The following is an 18,292-nucleotide window of genomic DNA, read 5'->3' as shown; positions in this document are numbered from 1 at the left end:
AGGGGCGCCGGGTTCGTGGCGCTGGGTCCATGGTGGTGCGGCTGAGGGGCCCGGGGCGTGAGTACACGTGCTCATTCGTCGTACTCAGCAGTCCATATGACTCATGTGACGGTGTGTCCGGACCGGGGCGGGCGGGGCGTGGCCGGAATCCGATTCTTGACCCGGTCATGACATGGCTCCATCCTGTGCCCGTCGCACAGCTCCACCCCCCACCCCGACGGACTCAGGAGACTGCCAGCATGCGACCAGCCAACGCACGGAATTCCCGGCCCAGATCCCGGTCGGCGAAGGCCAGACGGAACGCCACCCTCGCGATCCTGCTCGCGCTCGGCCTCGCCGCCCCAGCGGGCGCCGTCGCCACCGCCGAGACCTCCGCCCCGAACGCGGTCGTCGCCGCGGACGAGCGGACGCTCCAGTACGAGATCACCGGGCGCACCACCCCTGCCGCCCGCACCGAGATCGCCCGCGCGGGCGTCTCCATCGACGAGGTGCACGACCACGGCATCGTCATCACCGCGGACGCCGCCCAGGCCAGGAAGCTCCGGGCCAAGGGGCACGTCCTGGAGGCGCTGCCCGCGCCCGAGGCCCAGGCGAAGGGGGCCGACGGCGTCAGCGCGCTCGACTTCCCGCCGGCCGACTCCCGCTACCACAACTACGCCGAGATGACCGCGGCGATCGACGCGCGCATCGCGGCCAACCCCTCGATCATGAGCAAGCGCGTCATCGGGAAGACCTACCAGGGCCGGGACATCATCGCGGTCAAGGTCAGCGACAACGTCGCCACCGACGAGGCCGAGCCCGAGGTCCTCTTCACCGCCCACCAGCACGCCCGCGAGCACCTGACCGTCGAGATGGCGCTCTACCTGCTCCGCGAGTTCGCCACGGGGTACGGGAGCGACTCCCGGATCACCCAGGCGGTCAACGGCCGCGAGCTGTGGATCGTGCCGGACATGAACCCCGACGGCGGCGAGTACGACATCGCCTCCGGCTCGTACCGCAGCTGGCGCAAGAACCGGCAGCCCAACTCCGGCTCCAGCGCCGTGGGCACCGACCTCAACCGCAACTGGGCCTTCAAGTGGGGCTGCTGCGGCGGCTCCTCCTCCAGCCCGTCCTCGGAGACGTACCGCGGCAGCGCCGCCGAGTCCGCGCCCGAGACGAAGGTCGTGGCGGACTTCGTCCGTACCCGGGTGGTCGGCGGGAAGCAGCAGATCACCGCTGCCATCGACTTCCACACCTACAGCGAGCTGGTGCTCTGGCCGTTCGGCTACACGTACAACGACACCGCCCCAGGCCTGACCGCCGACGACCGCAACGCGTTCGCCACGGTGGGCCGCAAGATGGCGGCGAGCAACGGGTACACCGCCGAGCAGTCCAGCGACCTCTACATCACGGACGGGTCGATCGACGACTGGCTGTGGGGCTCGCAGAAGATCTTCGGCTACACCTTCGAGATGTACCCGCGCTCGTCCTCCGGCGGCGGCTTCTACCCGCCCGACGAGGTCATCGAACGCGAGACCTCCCGCAACCGGGACGCGGTGCTCCAGCTGATCGAGAACGCGGACTGCATGTACCGGTCGATCGGCAAGGAGGCGCAGTACTGCTAGTGGTGGGCTGAACCTGCTCCGGTGCGGAACTCCGCGTGGGCCCGCACCGGAGATTCAGGCCACGTCGTGAACGCTGTGCTCGCCGAGATCCGGGGCGTGCCGGGCGACCGTGCGGTAGTCGAGGTCGTCATGAAGGACCGTCAGCCCGTGATGGGCAGCCGTGGCGGCAATGATGAGGTCCACGGCGGAGGCGCTGCGGTGCTGCCCGGCGCGTGCCATGCGGTGCTGGACCGAGGTGATCCAGCGTCCCGCACTCTTCGGTACGGAGACGTCCGGGTAGAGGTCGGTGAACACCTCCACGATCTCGTCGTACTCGCGCGCGTTCCGGGCGCCGTACAGGAACTCGGCACGCTGCGGGTAGCAGGAGGCGATCGTTCCGGCTTCGATCGCATCGGACCACGCCGACTGCAGGGTGATGTCGGAGAGCAGTCGCACGAGGCCCGAGGTGTCGAGCAGGTAGATCACTGGCCGTCCTTCTCCGCCCGGTGCCGCCGCTCGGCGTCCTCGACCGCGCCCCAGTTGCGGGCCCGCTCGAAGTGGCGGCTGATCCGCGCCGCGCGCTCCTGCTGCTCCGCGTAGAAGCGGAGGGCGAGGTTCACGGTCTCCTTCTTCGTCCGGGCCTTGGAGAGAGCCATCGCCCGCTCCAGGGCTTCATCGTCTATGTCGATCTGGGTCACCGACATGTGCGGCCGCCCTTCATGTTGGTCATGTACAGAGAATTGTACGTCACCAACATTCCTCGCGCGAGCCGCTTCCGGCCTTAGGGTGCCGCTATGTGCGGAATCGTGGGTTATGTCGGTGGGCAGTCGGCGCAGGACGTCGTCGTCGCAGGACTCAAGCGCCTCGAATACCGGGGCTACGACTCGGCGGGTGTCGCCGTTCTCGCGGACGGCGGGCTGGCCGCCGCGAAGAAGGCGGGCAAGCTCGTCAATCTGGAGAAGGAGCTGGGGGACCGGCCGCTGCCGGCCGGGCGGACCGGGATCGGGCACACGCGTTGGGCGACGCACGGGGCGCCCAACGATGTGAACGCCCACCCCCACCTGGACAACGCGGGCCGGGTCGCCGTCGTGCACAACGGGATCATCGAGAACTTCGCGGCCCTGCGGCGCGAGCTGACCGGGCGCGGGCACGCCCTGGAGTCGGAGACGGACACCGAGGTCGTCGCGCATCTGCTGGCCGAGGCGTTCTCGGCGGGCGGGGACCTGGCGGACGCCATGCGGCAGGTGTGCCGGCGGCTGGAGGGGGCGTTCACCCTCGTCGCCGTCCACGCCGACCAGCCGGACGTGGTGGTCGGCGCCCGGCGCAACTCGCCGCTCGTCGTGGGCGTGGGACAGGACGAGTGGTTCCTCGCCTCCGATGTCGCCGCCTTCATCGCGCACACCCGCTCCGCCATCGAGCTCGGCCAGGACCAGGTCGTCGAGCTGAGCCGCGAGGGCGTCACCGTCACCGGGTTCGACGGGGACCTCGCCGAGGTGCGCGAGTACCACGTCGACTGGGACGCCTCCGCCGCCGAGAAGGGCGGCTACGCCTCCTTCATGCTCAAGGAGATCGCCGACCAGCCCCAGGCCGTCGCCGACACCCTCCTCGGCCGGATCGACGGCGAGGGATCGCTGACACTGGACGAGGTGCGTATCCCCGACGCCGAACTCCGCGAGGTCGACAAGGTCGTCATCGTCGCCTGCGGGACCGCCTTCCACGCCGGGATGATCGCCAAGTACGCCATCGAGCACTGGACCCGGCTGCCCTGCGAGACCGAGCTCGCCAGCGAGTTCCGCTACCGCGACCCGATCCTCGACCAGCGCACCCTCGTCATCGCCATCTCCCAGTCCGGCGAGACCATGGACACCCTGATGGCCCTGCGGCACGCCCGCGAACAGGGCGCCAAGGTGCTCGCCATCTGCAACACCAACGGGTCGACGATCCCGCGCGAATCCGACGCCGTGCTCTACACGCACGCCGGGCCCGAGGTCGCCGTCGCCTCCACCAAGGCCTTCCTCACCCAGCTCGTCGCCTGCTACCTCGTCGCCCTGTACCTGGGCCAGTTGCGCGGCACCAAGTGGGGCGACGAGATCCGCACGGTGGTGCGCCAGCTCTCCGCGATCTCCGGCGAGGTCGAACGCGTACTGGAGACCATGGAGCCCGTCCGCGAGCTGGCCCGCTCCCTCGCCCACCACGACACCGTGCTCTTCCTCGGGCGCCACGTCGGCTACCCGGTCGCCCTCGAAGGCGCGCTCAAGCTCAAGGAGCTCGCCTACATGCACGCCGAAGGGTTCGCGGCCGGGGAGCTCAAGCACGGGCCCATCGCCCTCATCGAGGAGGGCCTTCCGGTCGTCGTCATCGTGCCGTCCCCGCGCGGGCGTTCCGTCCTCCACGACAAGATCGTCTCCAACATCCAGGAGATCCGGGCCCGGGGCGCCCGCACCATCGTCGTCGCCGAGGAGGGCGACGAGGCCGTCGTCCCGTACGCCGACCACCTCATCACCGTCCCCGCAACGCCTACGCTGCTTCAGCCGCTGGTCGCCACCGTGCCGCTCCAGGTCTTCGCCTGCGAGCTGGCGACGGCCCGCGGCAACGAAGTGGACCAGCCGCGCAACCTGGCGAAGTCCGTGACCGTGGAGTGAGCCGGGGCGCGCGCCCCGCGTGATGGGGATGGCGAGGGTAGGTTCGTGATCATCGGAGTCGGGATCGACGTGGCCGAGATCGAGCGGTTCGGCGCCGCGCTGGAGCGTACGCCCCAGCTGGCCGACCGGCTCTTCGTGGCGAGTGAGCTGACACTGCCCAGCGGCGAGCGGCGCGGAATCGCCTCGCTCGCCGCCCGGTTCGCCGCGAAGGAGGCCCTGGCCAAGGCGCTCGGCGCGCCGGGCGGGCTGCTGTGGAGCGACGCCGAGGTCTGGGTCGAGGAGAGCGGGCAGCCCCGGCTGCGGGTGAGCGGCACGGTGGCCGCCCGCGCGGCCGAACTGGGCGTGCGCGGCTGGCACGTCTCGCTCAGCCATGACGCGGGGGTGGCGTCGGCGGTGGTGATCGCGGAGGGGTGAGGCCCGTGCCGCGTGCGGCCGGGCGGGGGTCACCGTGGAGCCTGTGTGCCCCGGTGGGGGTGGCGTTCGGTCCCGTGATCGCACAGGGTTGGTCCCATGCGACGTGCCTACAGCGTGGAGACCGTACGGGCCGCCGAGGCCGCCCTCATGAAGCGGGTGCCGGAAGGCGCCCTGATGCAGCGCGCCGCCGCCGGCCTCGCCGTGGCCTGCGGTGATCTGCTGCGGCGCACCGGCCGGGTGTACGGGTCCCGGGTCCTGCTCCTGGTCGGCAGCGGCGACAACGGCGGCGACGCCCTGTACGCCGGCGCGCGCCTCGCCCGCCGGGGCGCCGCGGTGCGCGCTCTCCTCCTCTCGCCCGACCGGGCGCACGCGGGCGGCCTCGCCGCGTTCCTGGCCGCCGGGGGACAGGTGGCCGAAGGGGCGGACGGGCTCGGTGCGCTCGATCTCGTCGTGGACGGCATCACCGGGATCGGCGGGCGCGGCGGGCTCCGCGAGGACGCCGTCGCGCTGCTGCGGGCGGTGACCCGGGACCGGGACCGTACGCCCGTCATCGCCGTCGACCTGCCCAGCGGGGTGGAGGCCGACAGCGGGGAGGTGCACGGCGAAGCCGTGACGGCCGACGCGACCGTCACCTTCGGCACGTACAAGCCTGGCCACCTGATCGACCCGGCCGCCGAACACGCGGGCGCCCTGCGGCTGGTGGACATCGGGCTCGGGCCGGAGCTGCCGGAGCCGCCGGACCTGGAGGCGCTCCAGTACGCGGACGTGGCGGCGCTGCTGCCGGTGCCGGGCGGCGAGAGCGACAAGTACAGCCGGGGCGTCGTCGGCGTCGTCGCCGGGTCCGAGCGCTACCCGGGCGCGGCGGTCCTCGCGGTCGCGGGCGCGCTGCGCGGCGGGGCGGGGGCCGTGCGGTACGTCGGCCCCGGCGCGGACGCGGTGATCGCCCGCTTCCCGGAGGCGCTGGTGCACGCCGGGCCGCCGTCGAAGGCCGGACGCGTCCAGGCCTGGGTGGTCGGGCCCGGCCTCGGGGACGGCCGGTGGGCGGAGGAGGCCGTCGCCGACGTGCTCGGCGCCGACGTCCCCGTACTGGTCGACGCGGACGGGCTGCGGCTGCTGGACGCCGAGACCGTACGGACCCGGACCGCCGCCACCGTCCTTACCCCGCACGCCGGGGAGGCCGCCGCCCTGCTCGGCGTGGCGCGCGAGGAGGTGGAGGCCGGGCGGCTCGCCGCCGTACGGGAGCTGGCCGCCCGCTACCGCGCCACCGTGCTCCTGAAGGGGTCCACGACCCTCGTCGCGGAGGCCCGGGACACCCCCGTACGGGTCAACCCGACCGGGACCGCCTGGCTCGCCACGGCGGGCAGCGGCGATGTGCTGTCCGGGCTGACCGGGTCCCTGCTGGCGGCCGGGCTCGCCCCGCGCGACGCCGCGTCCGTCGGCGCCTACCTGCACGGACTCGCCGCCCGGCACGGCTCCGGCGGGGCACCGGTCTCCGCGCAGGACGTGGCGGACGGCATCCCGGCGGCCTGGCGCGACGTGCGGGCGGGGTGAGCGGGGGCCATCGTGGAGGCCCCGGCAGAAGGGCGGTCCAGGCCGTGAGCGGCAGCGAACCCGTACGCGTACGCAGGGTCTACGACCCGCCCGAGGACGGCGACGGCACTCGCGTCCTCGTCGACCGGCTCTGGCCCCGGGGCGTCTCCAAGGAGCGGGCCGCGATCGACGTGTGGCTGAAGGACGTCACCCCCTCGGACGAGCTGCGCTCCTGGTACCACCAGGACCGCTCCGGCGCGCGCCGCGACACCTTCGTGGACCGCTACCGCACCGAGCTGGGCGACCCGGCGCACACCGAGGCCGTCGACCGGCTGGTGGGGATCGTGCGCGAGGGCGGTCCCGTCACGCTGATCACCGCCGTGAAGGATGTCGCGGACAGCCATGTGCCCGTCCTGGTCGACCACCTCCGGCATGTGATGAAACGTACATAGGTGTGGATACCGGCGTGCACTGCCCGGGAGGCGGCAGGCGCCTCTGAGACACTGAACGCGATGAACGAGACAGCGTCCCTGAGAGCCCGTGCCGAGATCGACCTCGCCGCGCTGCGCGCCAATGTGCGCGCCCTGCGCGAGCGCGCGGCCGGGGCACAGCTCATGGCCGTGGTGAAGTCCGACGGGTACGGGCACGGGGCCGTGCCCTGCGCCCTGGCCGCGCGCGAGGCCGGGGCGACCTGGCTGGGCACCGCGACCCCGCACGAGGCCCTCGCCCTGCGGGCCGCCGGTCTCGACGGCCGGATCATGTGCTGGCTCTGGACGCCCGGCGGCCCCTGGCGCGAGGCGATCGAGGCCGACATCGACGTGTCGGTCAGCGGTCTGTGGGCCCTGCGCGAGATCGTCGCGGCCGGGGCCGACCGCCCGGCCCGCGTCCAGCTCAAGGCCGACACCGGCCTCGGCCGCAACGGCTGCCAGCCCGCCGACTGGCCGGAACTCGTCGCCGAGGCCCGCGCCGCCGAGCGGGCGGGCACCATCCGGATCACCGGCCTCTGGTCCCACTTCGCCTGCGCCGACGAGCCCGGCCACCCCTCGATCGCCGCCCAGCTTTCCGCGTTCCGGGACATGGTCGCCTACGCCGAGAAGGAGGGCGTCGAGCCGGAGGTGCGCCACCTGGCCAACTCCCCGGCCACGCTCACCCTCCCCGAGGCCCACTTCGACCTCGTACGGACCGGCATCGCGATCTACGGCATCTCGCCCGCCCCCGAGCTGGGCACCCCCGCCGAGCTGGGCCTGCGCCCGGTGATGACGCTCACCGCCGCCGTCGCCCTGGTCAAGGACGTCCCGGCCGGACACGGCGTCAGCTACGGCCACCACTACGCCACGCCCGCCGAGACCACGCTCGGCCTGATCCCCGTCGGCTACGCGGACGGCATCCCGCGCCACGCCTCGGGCAGGGGCCCCGTCCTGGTCGGCGGCAAGGTCCGTACGGCGGCGGGCCGCGTCGCCATGGACCAGTTCGTCGTCGACCTCGGCGGCGACCGGCCCGAACCGGGCGCGGAGGCGGTGCTGTTCGGACCGGGCGACCGGGGCGAGCCGAGCGTCGAGGACTGGGCGGTGGCCGCCGACACGATCGGGTACGAGATCGTCACCCGGATCGGGGCCCGGGTACCGAGGGTGTACGTCAACGGCACAGCCGATCCGACGGGGAGCGCTTCACAGTGAGCGAGAGCAGTGCGGGCGCGGGGGACATCGTGGCGGCCGCCGCCACGACGGCGGCCGGCTGGCGCCGGGCGGGCGTGGCCGGGGCCGCGATAGGAGTGCTCGCCGCCGGTGCGGCGGCCGGGGTCGCCGTCGAGCGGCTCACCGTCGGGCGCGGGATGCGCAAGAAGGCCCGCCTCGCGCTGGACGCGACCGGGCCCTACGGCTCGCTGCGCGGGACGCCGGGCCGGGCCCTCGCCGACGACGGGACCGAGCTGTACTACGAGGTCGACGAGGTGGAGCCCGCGGAGCCGGCCGACGGCGCCGGATCCGACCGGAGCGCCCCGGGCCGTACGACCGCTTCCGGCACCCGCCGCCGCCGGCTCTTCGGGCGCAAGGCCCCGGCCCCCGTCACCGTCGTCTTCAGCCACGGCTACTGCCTCGGCCAGGACTCCTGGCACTTCCAGCGCGCCGCCCTGCGCGGCCTCGTCCGCGCCGTCTACTGGGACCAGCGCAGCCACGGCCGCTCCGAGCGCGGCCGGGCCCAGGCGGACGGGGTGCCGGTCGGCATCGACCAGCTGGGCCGCGACCTGAAGGCCGTCATCGACGCGGCGGCCCCCGAGGGGCGGATCGTGCTCGTCGGCCACTCCATGGGCGGCATGACGATGATGGCGCTGGCCGACCAGTACCCGGCCCTGATCCGCGACCGCGTCGCCGCCGTCGCCTTCGTCGGCACCTCCAGCGGCAAGCTCGGCGAGGTGAACTTCGGGCTGCCGGTGGCGGGCGTGAACGCGGTGCGCCGGGTGCTGCCGGGGGTGCTGCGGGCGCTGGGTTCGCAGGCGGAGCTGGTGGAGAAGGGGCGCCGGGCCACGGCCGACCTCTTCGCCGGGCTGATCAAGCGGTACTCCTTCAGTTCGAAGGACGTGGACCCGGCCGTCGCCCGGTTCGCGGAGCGGCTGATCGAGTCGACCCCGATCGACGTGGTCGCCGAGTTCTACCCGGCCTTCACCGAGCACGACAAGAGCGGCGCGCTGCCCGCGTTCCGGGACGTGCCCGTGCTGATCCTGGCCGGGGAGAAGGACCTGGTCACCCCCAGCTCGCACAGCGAGGCCATCGCCGACGTACTGCCGGACGCCGAGCTGATCCTGGTGCCGGACGCCGGACACCTGGTGATGCTGGAGCACCCGGAGACGGTCACCGACCGGCTGGCCGACCTGCTCGTACGCGGCGGAGCGGTGGCTGCCGCTAACGTTGGCGAGCATGGAAGCACCGCACAGCAGCCCGGCCGCCGATAGCCGGGAGACGGCCGTTCCCGAAGTCGTCACCGAGGCCGTTCCCGGGGCCGTCACCGTGACGATCACCGTCGAGTCCCCCGAACAGATGCAGGACCTGGGCCGCCGCCTCGCCCGGGTCCTGGCCCCCGGCGACCTGGTCATGCTCACGGGCGAGCTGGGCGCCGGGAAGACGACGCTGACCCGGGGCCTCGGCGAGGGCCTCGGCGTGCGCGGCGCGGTCACCTCGCCCACCTTCGTCATCGCCCGGGTCCACCCCTCGCTGGTCGAAGGTCCGGCCCTGGTCCACGTCGACGCGTACCGCCTGGGCGGCGGCCTCGACGAGATGGAGGACCTCGACCTCGATGTGTCGCTGCCGGAGTCGGTGGTGGTCGTCGAGTGGGGCGACGGCAAGGTGGAGGAGCTCTCCGACGACCGGCTGCGGGTCCTCATCGACCGGGCGACCGGCGACACGGACGACGAGCGGCGCGAAGTCACCCTGGTGGGCATCGGGGAGCGCTGGAAGGGGCTGCGCGAGGACCTGGTGTAGCCGGGGCGTGACGCGGAGGTCGCCTTCCCGACGGGCTGTCGGTAAATTGTTGCGCACGGGACCGTGGTCGTGGTCACATGGGTACGAGACCTGGTTAGGTCTACCTAACCACGACCTCCACCGGAGCCCCCAGGAGGCATCCATGCCGACGCCCGAGCGTGCGGAGCAGCCGCGGCAGCAGCCGACGCCGTCCGCCCTGTCCATGAAGGACCTGCTGGCCGCGGGCGCGGCGGCCACCGCGGTCTCCACCCCACCGAGCGAGCCGGAACCTGCCGACGGGGACGAAGAGGCCGGTGCCGAGCGCGCTGTGCGGCGCCGGGCGGCGTAAGAACGCATGACGGGCCCGAGGCCGTGATGCGCCGTGCCCTACGGGACGACGACCACCTTGGCGCCGACCGTCGCGAAGGTCCACATCGCGTTGCCGTCCGCCCGCTTCATCCGTACGCCGCCGGTCTTCGACTCCGGGTCGGGGGCCTCCATCGAGCCGTCCTGCGCCGCGCTGAAGCCCACCGCGACCTCGCCGACGTTGGCGAAGCGCACCACGTGCTCGATCGGGACGCCGTCCGAGCCCTGGACCGTGCCCGAGCGCGAGGTGACCTGGTGGACGCCGGGCGGCGGGCTCACCGGGCTCGGCATCACGGTGAACGTGCGGAGCGCCTTGTCGTTCCCGTCCACCAGCCACACCCGCCGGTCCTGCAGCGCGTAGACGACGCGCTCACCGGTGCCCGAGTCCGCCGGGACGGCCAGAGCGTCCTTCGTGGGCTTCGGCTTCGCCGTCGGCTGCGCGGAGGCGGAGGCCGAGGCCTTCGGGGTGGCGGAGGAGGACGACGCCACCGAATCGGGCGCGTTCGCCGATGCCTGGTAGGCGAGAACGGCGACCACGACGACCGCCGCCGCAGTGAGCCCGGCCACCATTCCCGAGCTTCCCCTTGCCACCGTGAACTCCCCTTTCGTCTGCCGTCTGCCGCCTGGCGTACCAACGTTGTCGTACAAGCGCCGTAAGGGCGTTGTCGTACAAGCGTTTACGTCGTACCCGCGGATATCCGGTGACGGTAGCAGCAGGGGGCGGGCAGGCCGGGACGCCGTACGGACGCCGTACCGCCGTCGGCGGAGCCGTAGGCTGTTTGCGTGCTCTTGCTCGCCATGGATACCGCCACGCCCGCCGTCACCGTCGCCCTGCACGACGGTGCGTCCGTCATCGCCTCCTCCGGCCAGGTCGACGCCCGCAGGCACGGTGAACTGCTGCTGCCCGCCGTCGACCGGGTCCTCGCCGAGGCCCGGGTGAAGCTCGACGCCGTGACGGGCGTGGTCGTGGGCGTGGGCCCCGGCCCCTACACCGGGCTGCGGGTCGGCCTGGTCACCGCCGCCACCTTCGGCTCCGCCCTCTCCGTACCCGTGCACGGCCTCTGCACCCTGGACGGCCTCGCGTACGCCGCCGGGCAGGGCGGCCTGGAAGGGCCCTTCGCCGTGGCGACGGACGCGCGCCGCAAGGAGGTCTACTGGGCGCGGTACGAGGACGCCCGCACCCGTACGGGCGACCCCGCCGTCGACCGGCCCGCGGACATCGCCGCCGAACTGGCGGGGCTGCCGGTGGTCGGCGCGGGCGCGGTGCTCTACCCGGAGGCCTTCCCGGACGCGCGCGGCCCCGAGCACGTCGCCGCCGGGGCGCTCGCCGCACTCGCCGCCGAACGGCTCGCCGCCGGGCAGGAGCTGCTGGAGCCCCAGCCGCTCTATCTGCGCCGGCCCGACGCGCAGGTCCCCAAGAACTACAAGGTGGTCACCCCGAAGTGAGCGCCGCGACCACGGCCGGTACGGCCGGCACGGCCGTACTGCGCGAGATGCGCTGGTGGGACATCGAGCCCGTCCTGGAGCTGGAGCGCGCCCTGTTCCCGGACGACGCCTGGTCGACCGGCATGTTCTGGTCCGAGCTGGCCCACGCCCGCGGCCCCGGCGCCACCCGCCACTACGTCGTCGCCGAGGACCCGGCCACCGGCCGGATCACCGGGTACGCAGGGCTCGCCGCCCTCGGTGACCTCTCCGACGTCCAGACCATCGCGGTCAGCCGCGAGGCCTGGGGCACCGGCCTCGGCTCCGAACTCCTCACCGACCTCCTGAAGGCCGCGACCGCCTTCGAGTGCGCCACCGTGCTCCTTGAGGTCCGGGTCGACAACGCCCGCGCACAGAAGCTGTACGAGCGGTTCGGCTTCGAGCCCATCGGCTTCCGGCGCGGCTACTACCAGCCGGGGAACATCGACGCCCTGGTCATGCGCCTCACCATGCAAGAAGAAGCAGTGCACGAGCACGCACCAGAGACCGGGACTGAATGATGGCTGCCGACGAACCCCTCGTACTCGGCATCGAGACCTCCTGCGACGAGACCGGCGTCGGCATCGTGCGCGGGACGACCCTGCTCGCGGACGCCGTCGCCTCCAGCGTCGACACCCACGCCCGCTTCGGCGGCGTCGTCCCGGAGATCGCCTCCCGCGCCCACCTGGAGGCGATGGTCCCCACCATCGAACGCGCCCTGAAGGAGGCCGGGGTCAGCGCCCGCGACCTCGACGGGATCGCGGTCACCTCCGGCCCCGGGCTCGCGGGCGCCCTGCTCGTCGGCGTCTCGGCGGCGAAGGCGTACGCGTACGCCCTGAACAAGCCGCTCTACGGGGTCAACCACCTCGCCTCGCACATCTGCGTCGACCAGCTGGAGCACGGCCCGCTGCCCGAGCCGACCATGGCGCTCCTGGTCAGCGGCGGCCACTCCTCCCTCCTGCTGGCCCCCGACATCACCAGTGACGTCCGGCCGCTCGGCGCGACCATCGACGACGCGGCGGGCGAGGCGTTCGACAAGATCGCCCGGGTGTTGAACCTCGGCTTCCCCGGCGGCCCGGTCATCGACCGCCTCGCGAAGGAGGGCGACCCGAAGTCCATCGCCTTCCCCCGCGGCCTGACCGGCCCGCGCGACGCCCCGTACGACTTCTCCTTCTCCGGCCTGAAGACCTCGGTCGCCCGCTGGATCGAGGCGAAGCGCGCGGCGGGCGAGGAGGTGCCGGTACGGGATGTGGCGGCGTCCTTCCAGGAGGCCGTGGTGGACGTGCTCACCCGGAAGGCGGTCCGGGCCTGCAAGGACGAGGGCGTCGACCATCTGATGATCGGCGGTGGGGTGGCCGCCAACTCCCGGCTGCGCGCCCTGGCCCAGGAGCGCTGCGAGCGGGCCGGTATCCGGCTGCGGGTGCCGCGTCCCGGCCTCTGCACGGACAACGGCGCGATGGTCGCGGCGCTCGGCGCGGAGATGGTCGCCCGCAACCGGCGCCCCTCCGACCTGGAGCTGTCGGCGGACTCGTCGCTGCCGGTGACGGAGCCGCACGTTCCGGGGGCCCACCCTGAGCACTCCCACGACCACGTGCACGAGATCAGCAAGGACAACCTCTACTCATGAGCGCCGCGACCATCGTCCTGATGTGGGAGGCCCGAGCGGTGGAGGGCCGCGGCGCCGAACTCCTGGAGTGGGCCCGCGCCCGGTCCGCCGAGCTGTCGCGCGAACCGGCCCGCCGCGAGCTGCTCCGCGCCCCGCAGGACCGGGTGCTGGTCATGACGTGGTGGGAGGGAGCGTCGTACGCCGACGACCTCCCCGAACTCCCCGAGCCCGACGCGGCCCTGATCACCCGGCCGGTGCACCGGTGGCGGTTCGAAGCGGTGGACTGAGCGGCGCCCTTCAGCCCCGCGTACCCCGGCTGATCAGCCCCTCCACGATCGCGTCCAGCTCGGCGGCGGTCTCGTAGTCGGCGGCGTACTCCCGCCAGTGCTCCTTCACCTCGGTGAGCCGGGGCAGCTCCGCCGTGTCCTTCTCCGTAATCATCTCCGGGAAGAACTCCCGGCGGGAGGGCTGCTCCGCCCGGCGGGCCGCCGCCCTGCGGAAGACCAGGTCGCCGTAGACGTAACTCCAGATCGTCCGGTACGCGCGCACCGAGCGCGCGGGGGAGAGGCCGCAGGCCAGGGCGCAGTCGATGATCTCCTCCACCATCCACAGCGCGTTCCGGTCGGTCAGCTCGCCCAGCGCCAGGATGTCCAGCACCCAGGGGATCTGGCCGATGATGTCGTGCATGTGCACGGCCACCGCCACCAGCCGCTCGCGCGGGTCCTCGGGCAGCTCCGGGCGCGGGAAGGCGGCCGCGGTGCCGGAGAGGGTGAGCATCAGCAGCTCGTCCTTGTCCTGCACGTAGTGGTAGAGCGCCATCGGCGTACTGCCCAGCTCCTTCGCCACCCGCCGCATGGACAGGGCCGCCACGCCCTCCTCCTCGACGATGCGGCGCGCGGTGGCGACCATCACGTCCGGGTCCAGCCGGCGGGGGCGGCCCACCGGTTTCTTCTTCGTGGCCTTCGCGGTCTTTTCGGTCTTCTCGCTGCCTGACACCTGGGCATTCTCCCCTTCCGGGTCATGTTCCGTACCGGCGGGTTTATTTTCTATACGTGTATGGTAATTATTCGATCGAGGGTGGCCAAGGGGAGGGCGCGTCATGGACGGCAAGGTGGCAAGCGGGTCGGGGACGGACGGGGCGGACGGGACGGCGGGGCATGCGCGGTGGCTGCTGGTGGTGGCGCTCACCGTGCAGTTCCTGGTGTCGCTGGACATGTCCGTGGTGAACGTCGCGCTGCCCGACATCCGCAGCGACCTCGGTTTCGGGCGGGACGGGCTGCTCTGGGTCGTGAACGCGTACGCCCTCGCCTTCGGCGGGCTCCTCATGCTCGGCGGCCGGCTCGCCGACCTGGCCGGTCCGCGCCGGGTCCTCACGGCGGGGCTGGTCCTCTTCGGGCTCGCCAGCCTGGCCGGCGGCCTCGCCTGGTCACCCGGGTCGCTGGTGGCGGCGCGGGCCGTCCAGGGCGTCGGCGCTGCGGCCCTCGCCCCGGTGGCGTTCGCCCTGATCACCCTGGCCTTCCCGGCCGGGCCCGCCCGCTCCCGCGCGCTCGGGCTCTGGGGCATGGCGGGCGCGGCGGGCGGCGCGGTCGGGGTGCTGGCGGGCGGCGTGCTCACCGACGTGGCGGGCTGGCGGTCCGTGATGCTGGTCAACGTGCCGATCGTGGCCTTCGCCCTGGCCGCCGCCGCGCGCACCGGACCCGTCGGCGGCCAACGGCGGGCCGGTGCGCGGCTGGACATCGCCGGGGCGCTCCTGGCGACGGGCGGGACCACGCTGCTGGTCCTCGGACTGGTGCGGGCCTCGGACGACGGCTGGACCTCGGCCACCACAGCGGCCACCCTGGGCGCGGCGGTGATCCTGCTGGCCGCCTTCGTCGCCGTCGAACTCCGTACGGCATCGCCCCTGCTGCGCCCCGGGCTGCTGAGGCAGCGGCCGGTGCTCACCGCCAACCTGTTCTGTCTGCTGCTGGCCTCGGCCCAGTTCGGCGCGTTCTACTTCGTCTCGCTCTACATGCAGCTGGTCCTGGGGTACGGGCCGACCGCCGCCGGTTTCGCGTTCCTGCCGTTCTGCGTGGGCGTCGTCGCGGGCTCGATCCTCGCCACCCGCGCGGTCGCCGTCCTCGGGATCCGGCGGCTGATGGCGGTGGGCGGCACGCTCGCGGCGCTCGGGATGGCCTGGTTCGCGGCGACCGCCACGGTCGAGGGCTCCTTCCTCACCTCGATCCTCGGCCCGTCGCTGCTCTGCTCCCTGGGCATCGGCCTCTGCTTCGTCCCGCTCGGCACGGCGGCCACCGCCGACGTGGTGCCCGGCGAGACCGGCATGGCGTCCGGGCTGCTCAACAGCTCCCGCCAGGTCGGCGGTTCGCTGGGCCTCGCGGTCCTGGTCACCGTCGCCGCCCAGGTCACGGGCGGTGCCACGGGGGTCGACGGCCTGTCCTCGGGGTACGCGGCCGCGTTCTGGGTCGCCGCCGGGCTCCTGGCGGCCGCCGCACTGGCTGCGTACGTCCTGCTGCCGGGGGAGCGGGGTGCCCCCGGCGGTCCGGGTCCGGTGGCTGCCCGGGCGGACGCGGCGGAGCATGAGGAGGACGCCGCCGGCCGATGAGTCCGGGCGCCCGGGCCGGTCTACCTTCCACCGGGCCCGCGAGGCCCACGACGGCCACGAAGCCCATGACGTCCGGACCGGCCGGTCCGGACGCGGGGCGGCCCGAAGAGGAGACGACGACCATGCAGAAGATCACCCCCTGTCTCTGGTACGACGGCACGGCGAAGGAGGCCGCCGAGCACTACGTCGCGATCTTCGGCGGCGACTCCCGGATCCTGGACGTCAGCTACTACGGCGAAGCCGCCCCCGGTGAGACGGGCTCGGTCCTCACCGTCACCTTCAGCCTGGCGGGCCAGGAGTACATGGGGCTCAACGGCGGCCCCCAGTTCCCCTTCACCGAGGCCATCTCCCTCTCCGTGGACTGCGCCGACCAGGCCGAGGTGGACCGGCTCTGGGCCGCGCTCTCGGAGGGCGGCGAGGAGAGTCAGTGCGGCTGGCTCAAGGACAAGTACGGCGTCTCCTGGCAGATCGTCCCGAACGAGCTGCCCCGGCTGCTGGCCGACCCGGACCCGGCGAAGGCGGAGCGGACGATGAAGGCGATGCTCGCCATGGGCAAGCTGGACATCCAGGCGCTCCGGGACGCCTGAGGTCACCGCTCCTCGGCCCGTCCGAGGTGCCGGGCTACGACTCCTCGACCGCGATCGCGTTGCGCCACACGGTCACGTCCAGCGTCATGTAGTTGCTCGCCGCGTTCTCCGTCGGCAGGGCGCGTACGACGATCAGGCCCAGGTGCCCGTTCTCCGTACGCACACAGATCTGGGTGCCCCGCACCAGCCGGTCCAGCTCCAGCTCCGTGGAGAACCGGGTCTCGGACCGGCAGGTCCGGAGGTCGCCCTGCTGCCCGGGGTTCAGCAGCACCATCGACCCGTCCGTGCGCACCACATCGCTGACCGAGCTGTACGAGAAGTCACCGCTGCCGCTGCCGTTGAGCGGGCTGTCCGTGCTGTCCGCGAACGACAGGTGGTAGCCGCCGGTCAGATCGATGGACTTGTACGGGACCGGCTCGGGGTCCGGCAGCGGTGCGGCGCCGCTTCCCTCGTCGTCGTCCGGCAGCTCGGCACCGGCCGACGGAGTGCTCGCGGCGGGCTCCTTCTCCTGCGGCTTCGCCGTGTCGCCCGCCTGGCTCTGCTCCTGCTTCCGGTCGTTGCCGCTGTCCGTGTCGCCCTTGGGGCCGAACAGCGCGTACCCGCCGCCGGCGCCGACGAGGAGGGCGGTGACGACGGCGATCGTGACGAAGAGGCCGGTGCGCTTCTTCTTCGGCTTCTCCGGCGCGGGCGTCTGGTGGGTCTGGTGCGGCTGCGGAGGCTGGTGAGGCTGCTGGCCGGTGGGCGGGTACGCGGTCGGGTAGCCGCCGGTGGCGTAACCCCCGGCGGGCGAGCCCGTCTGCGGGTAGCCGTACGGGCCGGGCTGTTGCTGCGCGGGCCCCGCGTGGGCCGGGTAGCCGTACGCGCCCTGCGGCTGCGTCGGGTACCCGTACGCGCCGGGCGCCGGGTTCGCCGGCACGGTCGGCTGCTGGTGGGCCCCGGGCGGGGCGGCGGGCGCGGCCGGTGCGGGTCCGGCAGTCGGCTGCTGGGCCACCGTCACCGGTGCGGTCGCCGGGGGCGTCCCGGGCGCGGTGGGCGGGGCCGCCGGAGTCGTGGGCGGGGTGGCCGGAGGCGGCGGGGTGCGGTCGGGGGCGGGCGCGGCCGCCCGTACGGTGATGTCGGCGGCCACCGCACCCGGCAGCCAGTCCTCCGGGCGGCGCAACTGCGTCTCGCTGTTGGCGTTGCGGCACAGGTCGATGACCTCGGCCACCGACGGCCGGTCCTCGGGGGACTTGGCCAGACAGCGGGTGACCAGCTCCCGCAGCTCCTCCGGAACCCCCGTCAGATCCGGCTCCTCGTGCACGATCCGGTACAGCACCCCGTGCGAGGTGCCCTCGCCGAAGGCGGGCGCGCCGGTCGAGGCGTAGGAGGCGACCTGCCCGAGGGCGAAGATGTCGGTCGCCGCCGTCACCGCCCTGCCCGCCGCCTGCTCCGGGGCCATGAACGCCGGGGTCCCGACGGTGACCCCGCTGCCGGTGAGCGAGGTCGCGTCGGCGGCCCGCGCGATGCCGAAGTCGATCACCCTCGGCCCGTCGGCCGCCAGCAGCACGTTGGACGGCTTGAGGTCGCGGTGGACGATGCCCGCCCCGTGGATCACGTGGAGCGCCTCGGCCATGCCCGCGATGAGCAGCAGGATCGCGGGGACCGGCAGCGGTCCGTGCTCGGCGACCGCCGCGGCGAGGGACGGGCCCGGCACATAGGCGGTGGCGAGCCACTGCTGCGCGCTCTCGGTGTCACTGTCGATGACCGGCGCCGTGTACAGGCCCTGGACCCGCTGGGCGGCCTGGACCTCCTGCTGGAAGCGGCGGCGGAACTCGGCGTCCTCGCTGAAGTCCGGCCGGATCACCTTGATGGCGACGGGCCGCCCGCCGGGCGTGTACGAGAGGTAGACCTTGCCCATCCCGCCGGAGCCGAGCTTCGCGGTCAGCCGGTAACCGGCCACCGTCCGTGGATCGCTCTCCTCCAACGGCTGGAAAACCCCGTCGCGGCCCTGCTGTTGACTGGTCATCGTGCTGCTTCCCCCGACGGCGCGTGTTGTCCTGAAACGAGCCGTAC

General features: G+C 73.2%; 20 protein-coding genes. 15 read left to right on the top strand and 5 right to left on the bottom strand.

The window, feature by feature from the left end; translation table 11 throughout:
• Window positions 1-239: 239 nt before the first annotated feature.
• On the top strand, window positions 240-1,604 hold the full coding sequence (locus tag IE264_RS31085; RefSeq protein ID WP_032756411.1) for a M14 family metallopeptidase: 1,365 nt from the start codon (window positions 240-242) through the stop codon (window positions 1,602-1,604).
• A gap of 54 nt (window positions 1,605-1,658) precedes the next feature.
• Here IE264_RS31085 and IE264_RS31080 read toward each other — a convergent pair whose 3' ends face one another.
• Window positions 1,659-2,069 carry a PIN domain-containing protein gene (locus IE264_RS31080; protein ID WP_032756409.1) on the bottom strand — a complete coding sequence of 137 codons (411 nt, stop codon included), beginning with the start codon at window positions 2,067-2,069 and terminating at the stop codon, window positions 1,659-1,661.
• Window positions 2,066-2,287 (bottom strand): type II toxin-antitoxin system VapB family antitoxin, encoded by a 222-nt coding sequence (locus IE264_RS31075; protein ID WP_015610765.1) that lies wholly within the window; start codon window positions 2,285-2,287, stop codon window positions 2,066-2,068. Before IE264_RS31075 ends, IE264_RS31080 begins: the two co-directional genes overlap by 4 nt.
• A gap of 90 nt (window positions 2,288-2,377) precedes the next feature.
• Here IE264_RS31075 and glmS point away from each other — a divergent pair, with 90 nt between their 5' ends.
• The 8 genes from glmS (at window position 2,378) to IE264_RS31035 (ending at window position 9,970) form a co-directional block, all read left to right on the top strand.
• On the top strand, window positions 2,378-4,225 hold the full coding sequence (gene glmS, locus IE264_RS31070) for a glutamine--fructose-6-phosphate transaminase (isomerizing) (protein WP_015610766.1): 1,848 nt from the start codon (window positions 2,378-2,380) through the stop codon (window positions 4,223-4,225).
• A gap of 45 nt (window positions 4,226-4,270) precedes the next feature.
• Window positions 4,271-4,639 carry a holo-ACP synthase gene (locus IE264_RS31065; RefSeq protein ID WP_015610767.1) on the top strand — a complete coding sequence of 123 codons (369 nt, stop codon included), beginning with the start codon at window positions 4,271-4,273 and terminating at the stop codon, window positions 4,637-4,639.
• A 96-nt stretch (window positions 4,640-4,735) separates the two neighbouring features.
• Entirely contained in the window at window positions 4,736-6,190 is a 1,455-nt protein-coding gene (locus tag IE264_RS31060; RefSeq protein ID WP_032756406.1) for an NAD(P)H-hydrate dehydratase, read from the top strand.
• A gap of 44 nt (window positions 6,191-6,234) precedes the next feature.
• On the top strand, window positions 6,235-6,621 hold the full coding sequence (locus tag IE264_RS31055; protein ID WP_015610769.1) for a DUF488 domain-containing protein: 387 nt from the start codon (window positions 6,235-6,237) through the stop codon (window positions 6,619-6,621).
• 60 nt (window positions 6,622-6,681) lie between these two features.
• Complete coding sequence (gene alr, locus IE264_RS31050; protein WP_032756405.1) at window positions 6,682-7,845, top strand: alanine racemase; 1,164 nt, start codon at window positions 6,682-6,684, stop codon at window positions 7,843-7,845.
• Complete coding sequence (locus IE264_RS31045) at window positions 7,842-9,116, top strand: alpha/beta fold hydrolase (RefSeq protein WP_015610771.1); 1,275 nt, start codon at window positions 7,842-7,844, stop codon at window positions 9,114-9,116. The genes alr and IE264_RS31045 overlap by 4 nt, the downstream gene beginning before the upstream one ends.
• A complete protein-coding gene (gene tsaE, locus IE264_RS31040; protein ID WP_032756402.1) occupies window positions 9,082-9,642 on the top strand; it encodes a tRNA (adenosine(37)-N6)-threonylcarbamoyltransferase complex ATPase subunit type 1 TsaE in 561 nt (186 codons plus the stop codon). The genes IE264_RS31045 and tsaE overlap by 35 nt, the downstream gene beginning before the upstream one ends.
• Before the next feature lie 142 nt (window positions 9,643-9,784).
• Window positions 9,785-9,970 (top strand): hypothetical protein, encoded by a 186-nt coding sequence (locus IE264_RS31035; protein WP_032756399.1) that lies wholly within the window; start codon window positions 9,785-9,787, stop codon window positions 9,968-9,970.
• 38 nt (window positions 9,971-10,008) lie between these two features.
• On the opposite strand, the gene IE264_RS31030 is transcribed toward IE264_RS31035, so the two are convergent.
• Window positions 10,009-10,557: a hypothetical protein gene (locus tag IE264_RS31030; RefSeq protein ID WP_032756396.1), complete on the bottom strand. Its 549-nt coding sequence runs from the start codon at window positions 10,555-10,557 to the stop codon at window positions 10,009-10,011.
• A gap of 228 nt (window positions 10,558-10,785) precedes the next feature.
• Between IE264_RS31030 and tsaB the strand changes: the two genes are divergently transcribed.
• From tsaB to IE264_RS31010, 4 genes are read left to right on the top strand one after another with little or no spacing between them, the layout of a single operon-like run.
• The gene (gene tsaB / locus IE264_RS31025; protein WP_032756542.1) at window positions 10,786-11,433 is read left to right on the top strand and encodes a tRNA (adenosine(37)-N6)-threonylcarbamoyltransferase complex dimerization subunit type 1 TsaB; all 648 of its coding nucleotides are present in this window, start codon (window positions 10,786-10,788) and stop codon (window positions 11,431-11,433) included.
• A 47-nt stretch (window positions 11,434-11,480) separates the two neighbouring features.
• Window positions 11,481-11,969, top strand: coding sequence for a ribosomal protein S18-alanine N-acetyltransferase (rimI, locus tag IE264_RS31020; RefSeq protein WP_032756540.1), 489 nt, complete (start codon window positions 11,481-11,483; stop codon window positions 11,967-11,969).
• A complete protein-coding gene (gene tsaD / locus IE264_RS31015; RefSeq protein ID WP_032756394.1) occupies window positions 11,969-13,075 on the top strand; it encodes a tRNA (adenosine(37)-N6)-threonylcarbamoyltransferase complex transferase subunit TsaD in 1,107 nt (368 codons plus the stop codon). The genes rimI and tsaD overlap by 1 nt, the downstream gene beginning before the upstream one ends.
• Window positions 13,072-13,341 (top strand): hypothetical protein, encoded by a 270-nt coding sequence (locus IE264_RS31010; RefSeq protein WP_032756391.1) that lies wholly within the window; start codon window positions 13,072-13,074, stop codon window positions 13,339-13,341. The genes tsaD and IE264_RS31010 overlap by 4 nt, the downstream gene beginning before the upstream one ends.
• A gap of 10 nt (window positions 13,342-13,351) precedes the next feature.
• On the opposite strand, the gene IE264_RS31005 is transcribed toward IE264_RS31010, so the two are convergent.
• Window positions 13,352-14,050 (bottom strand): TetR/AcrR family transcriptional regulator, encoded by a 699-nt coding sequence (locus IE264_RS31005; RefSeq protein ID WP_015610779.1) that lies wholly within the window; start codon window positions 14,048-14,050, stop codon window positions 13,352-13,354.
• 103 nt (window positions 14,051-14,153) lie between these two features.
• Here IE264_RS31005 and IE264_RS31000 point away from each other — a divergent pair, with 103 nt between their 5' ends.
• Window positions 14,154-15,653, top strand: a complete 1,500-nt coding sequence (locus tag IE264_RS31000; protein WP_032756388.1) for an MFS transporter — start codon at window positions 14,154-14,156, stop codon at window positions 15,651-15,653.
• Window positions 15,654-15,775: 122 nt separating this feature from the next.
• Window positions 15,776-16,240 carry a VOC family protein gene (locus IE264_RS30995; protein ID WP_032756538.1) on the top strand — a complete coding sequence of 155 codons (465 nt, stop codon included), beginning with the start codon at window positions 15,776-15,778 and terminating at the stop codon, window positions 16,238-16,240.
• 34 nt (window positions 16,241-16,274) lie between these two features.
• Here the strand turns inward: IE264_RS30995 and IE264_RS30990 are convergent, their stop codons facing one another.
• Window positions 16,275-18,245, bottom strand: coding sequence for a serine/threonine-protein kinase (locus tag IE264_RS30990; protein ID WP_032756385.1), 1,971 nt, complete (start codon window positions 18,243-18,245; stop codon window positions 16,275-16,277).
• Window positions 18,246-18,292 lie beyond the last annotated feature (47 nt).

Origin of the sequence: Streptomyces microflavus (genome assembly GCF_014650075.1) — a bacterium.
In the GTDB taxonomy this organism is placed as follows: Bacteria; Actinomycetota; Actinomycetes; order Streptomycetales; family Streptomycetaceae; genus Streptomyces; species Streptomyces microflavus.
Note: the sequence above shows the minus strand (reverse complement) of the source record. Positions and strands in the feature narration are given on the sequence as shown.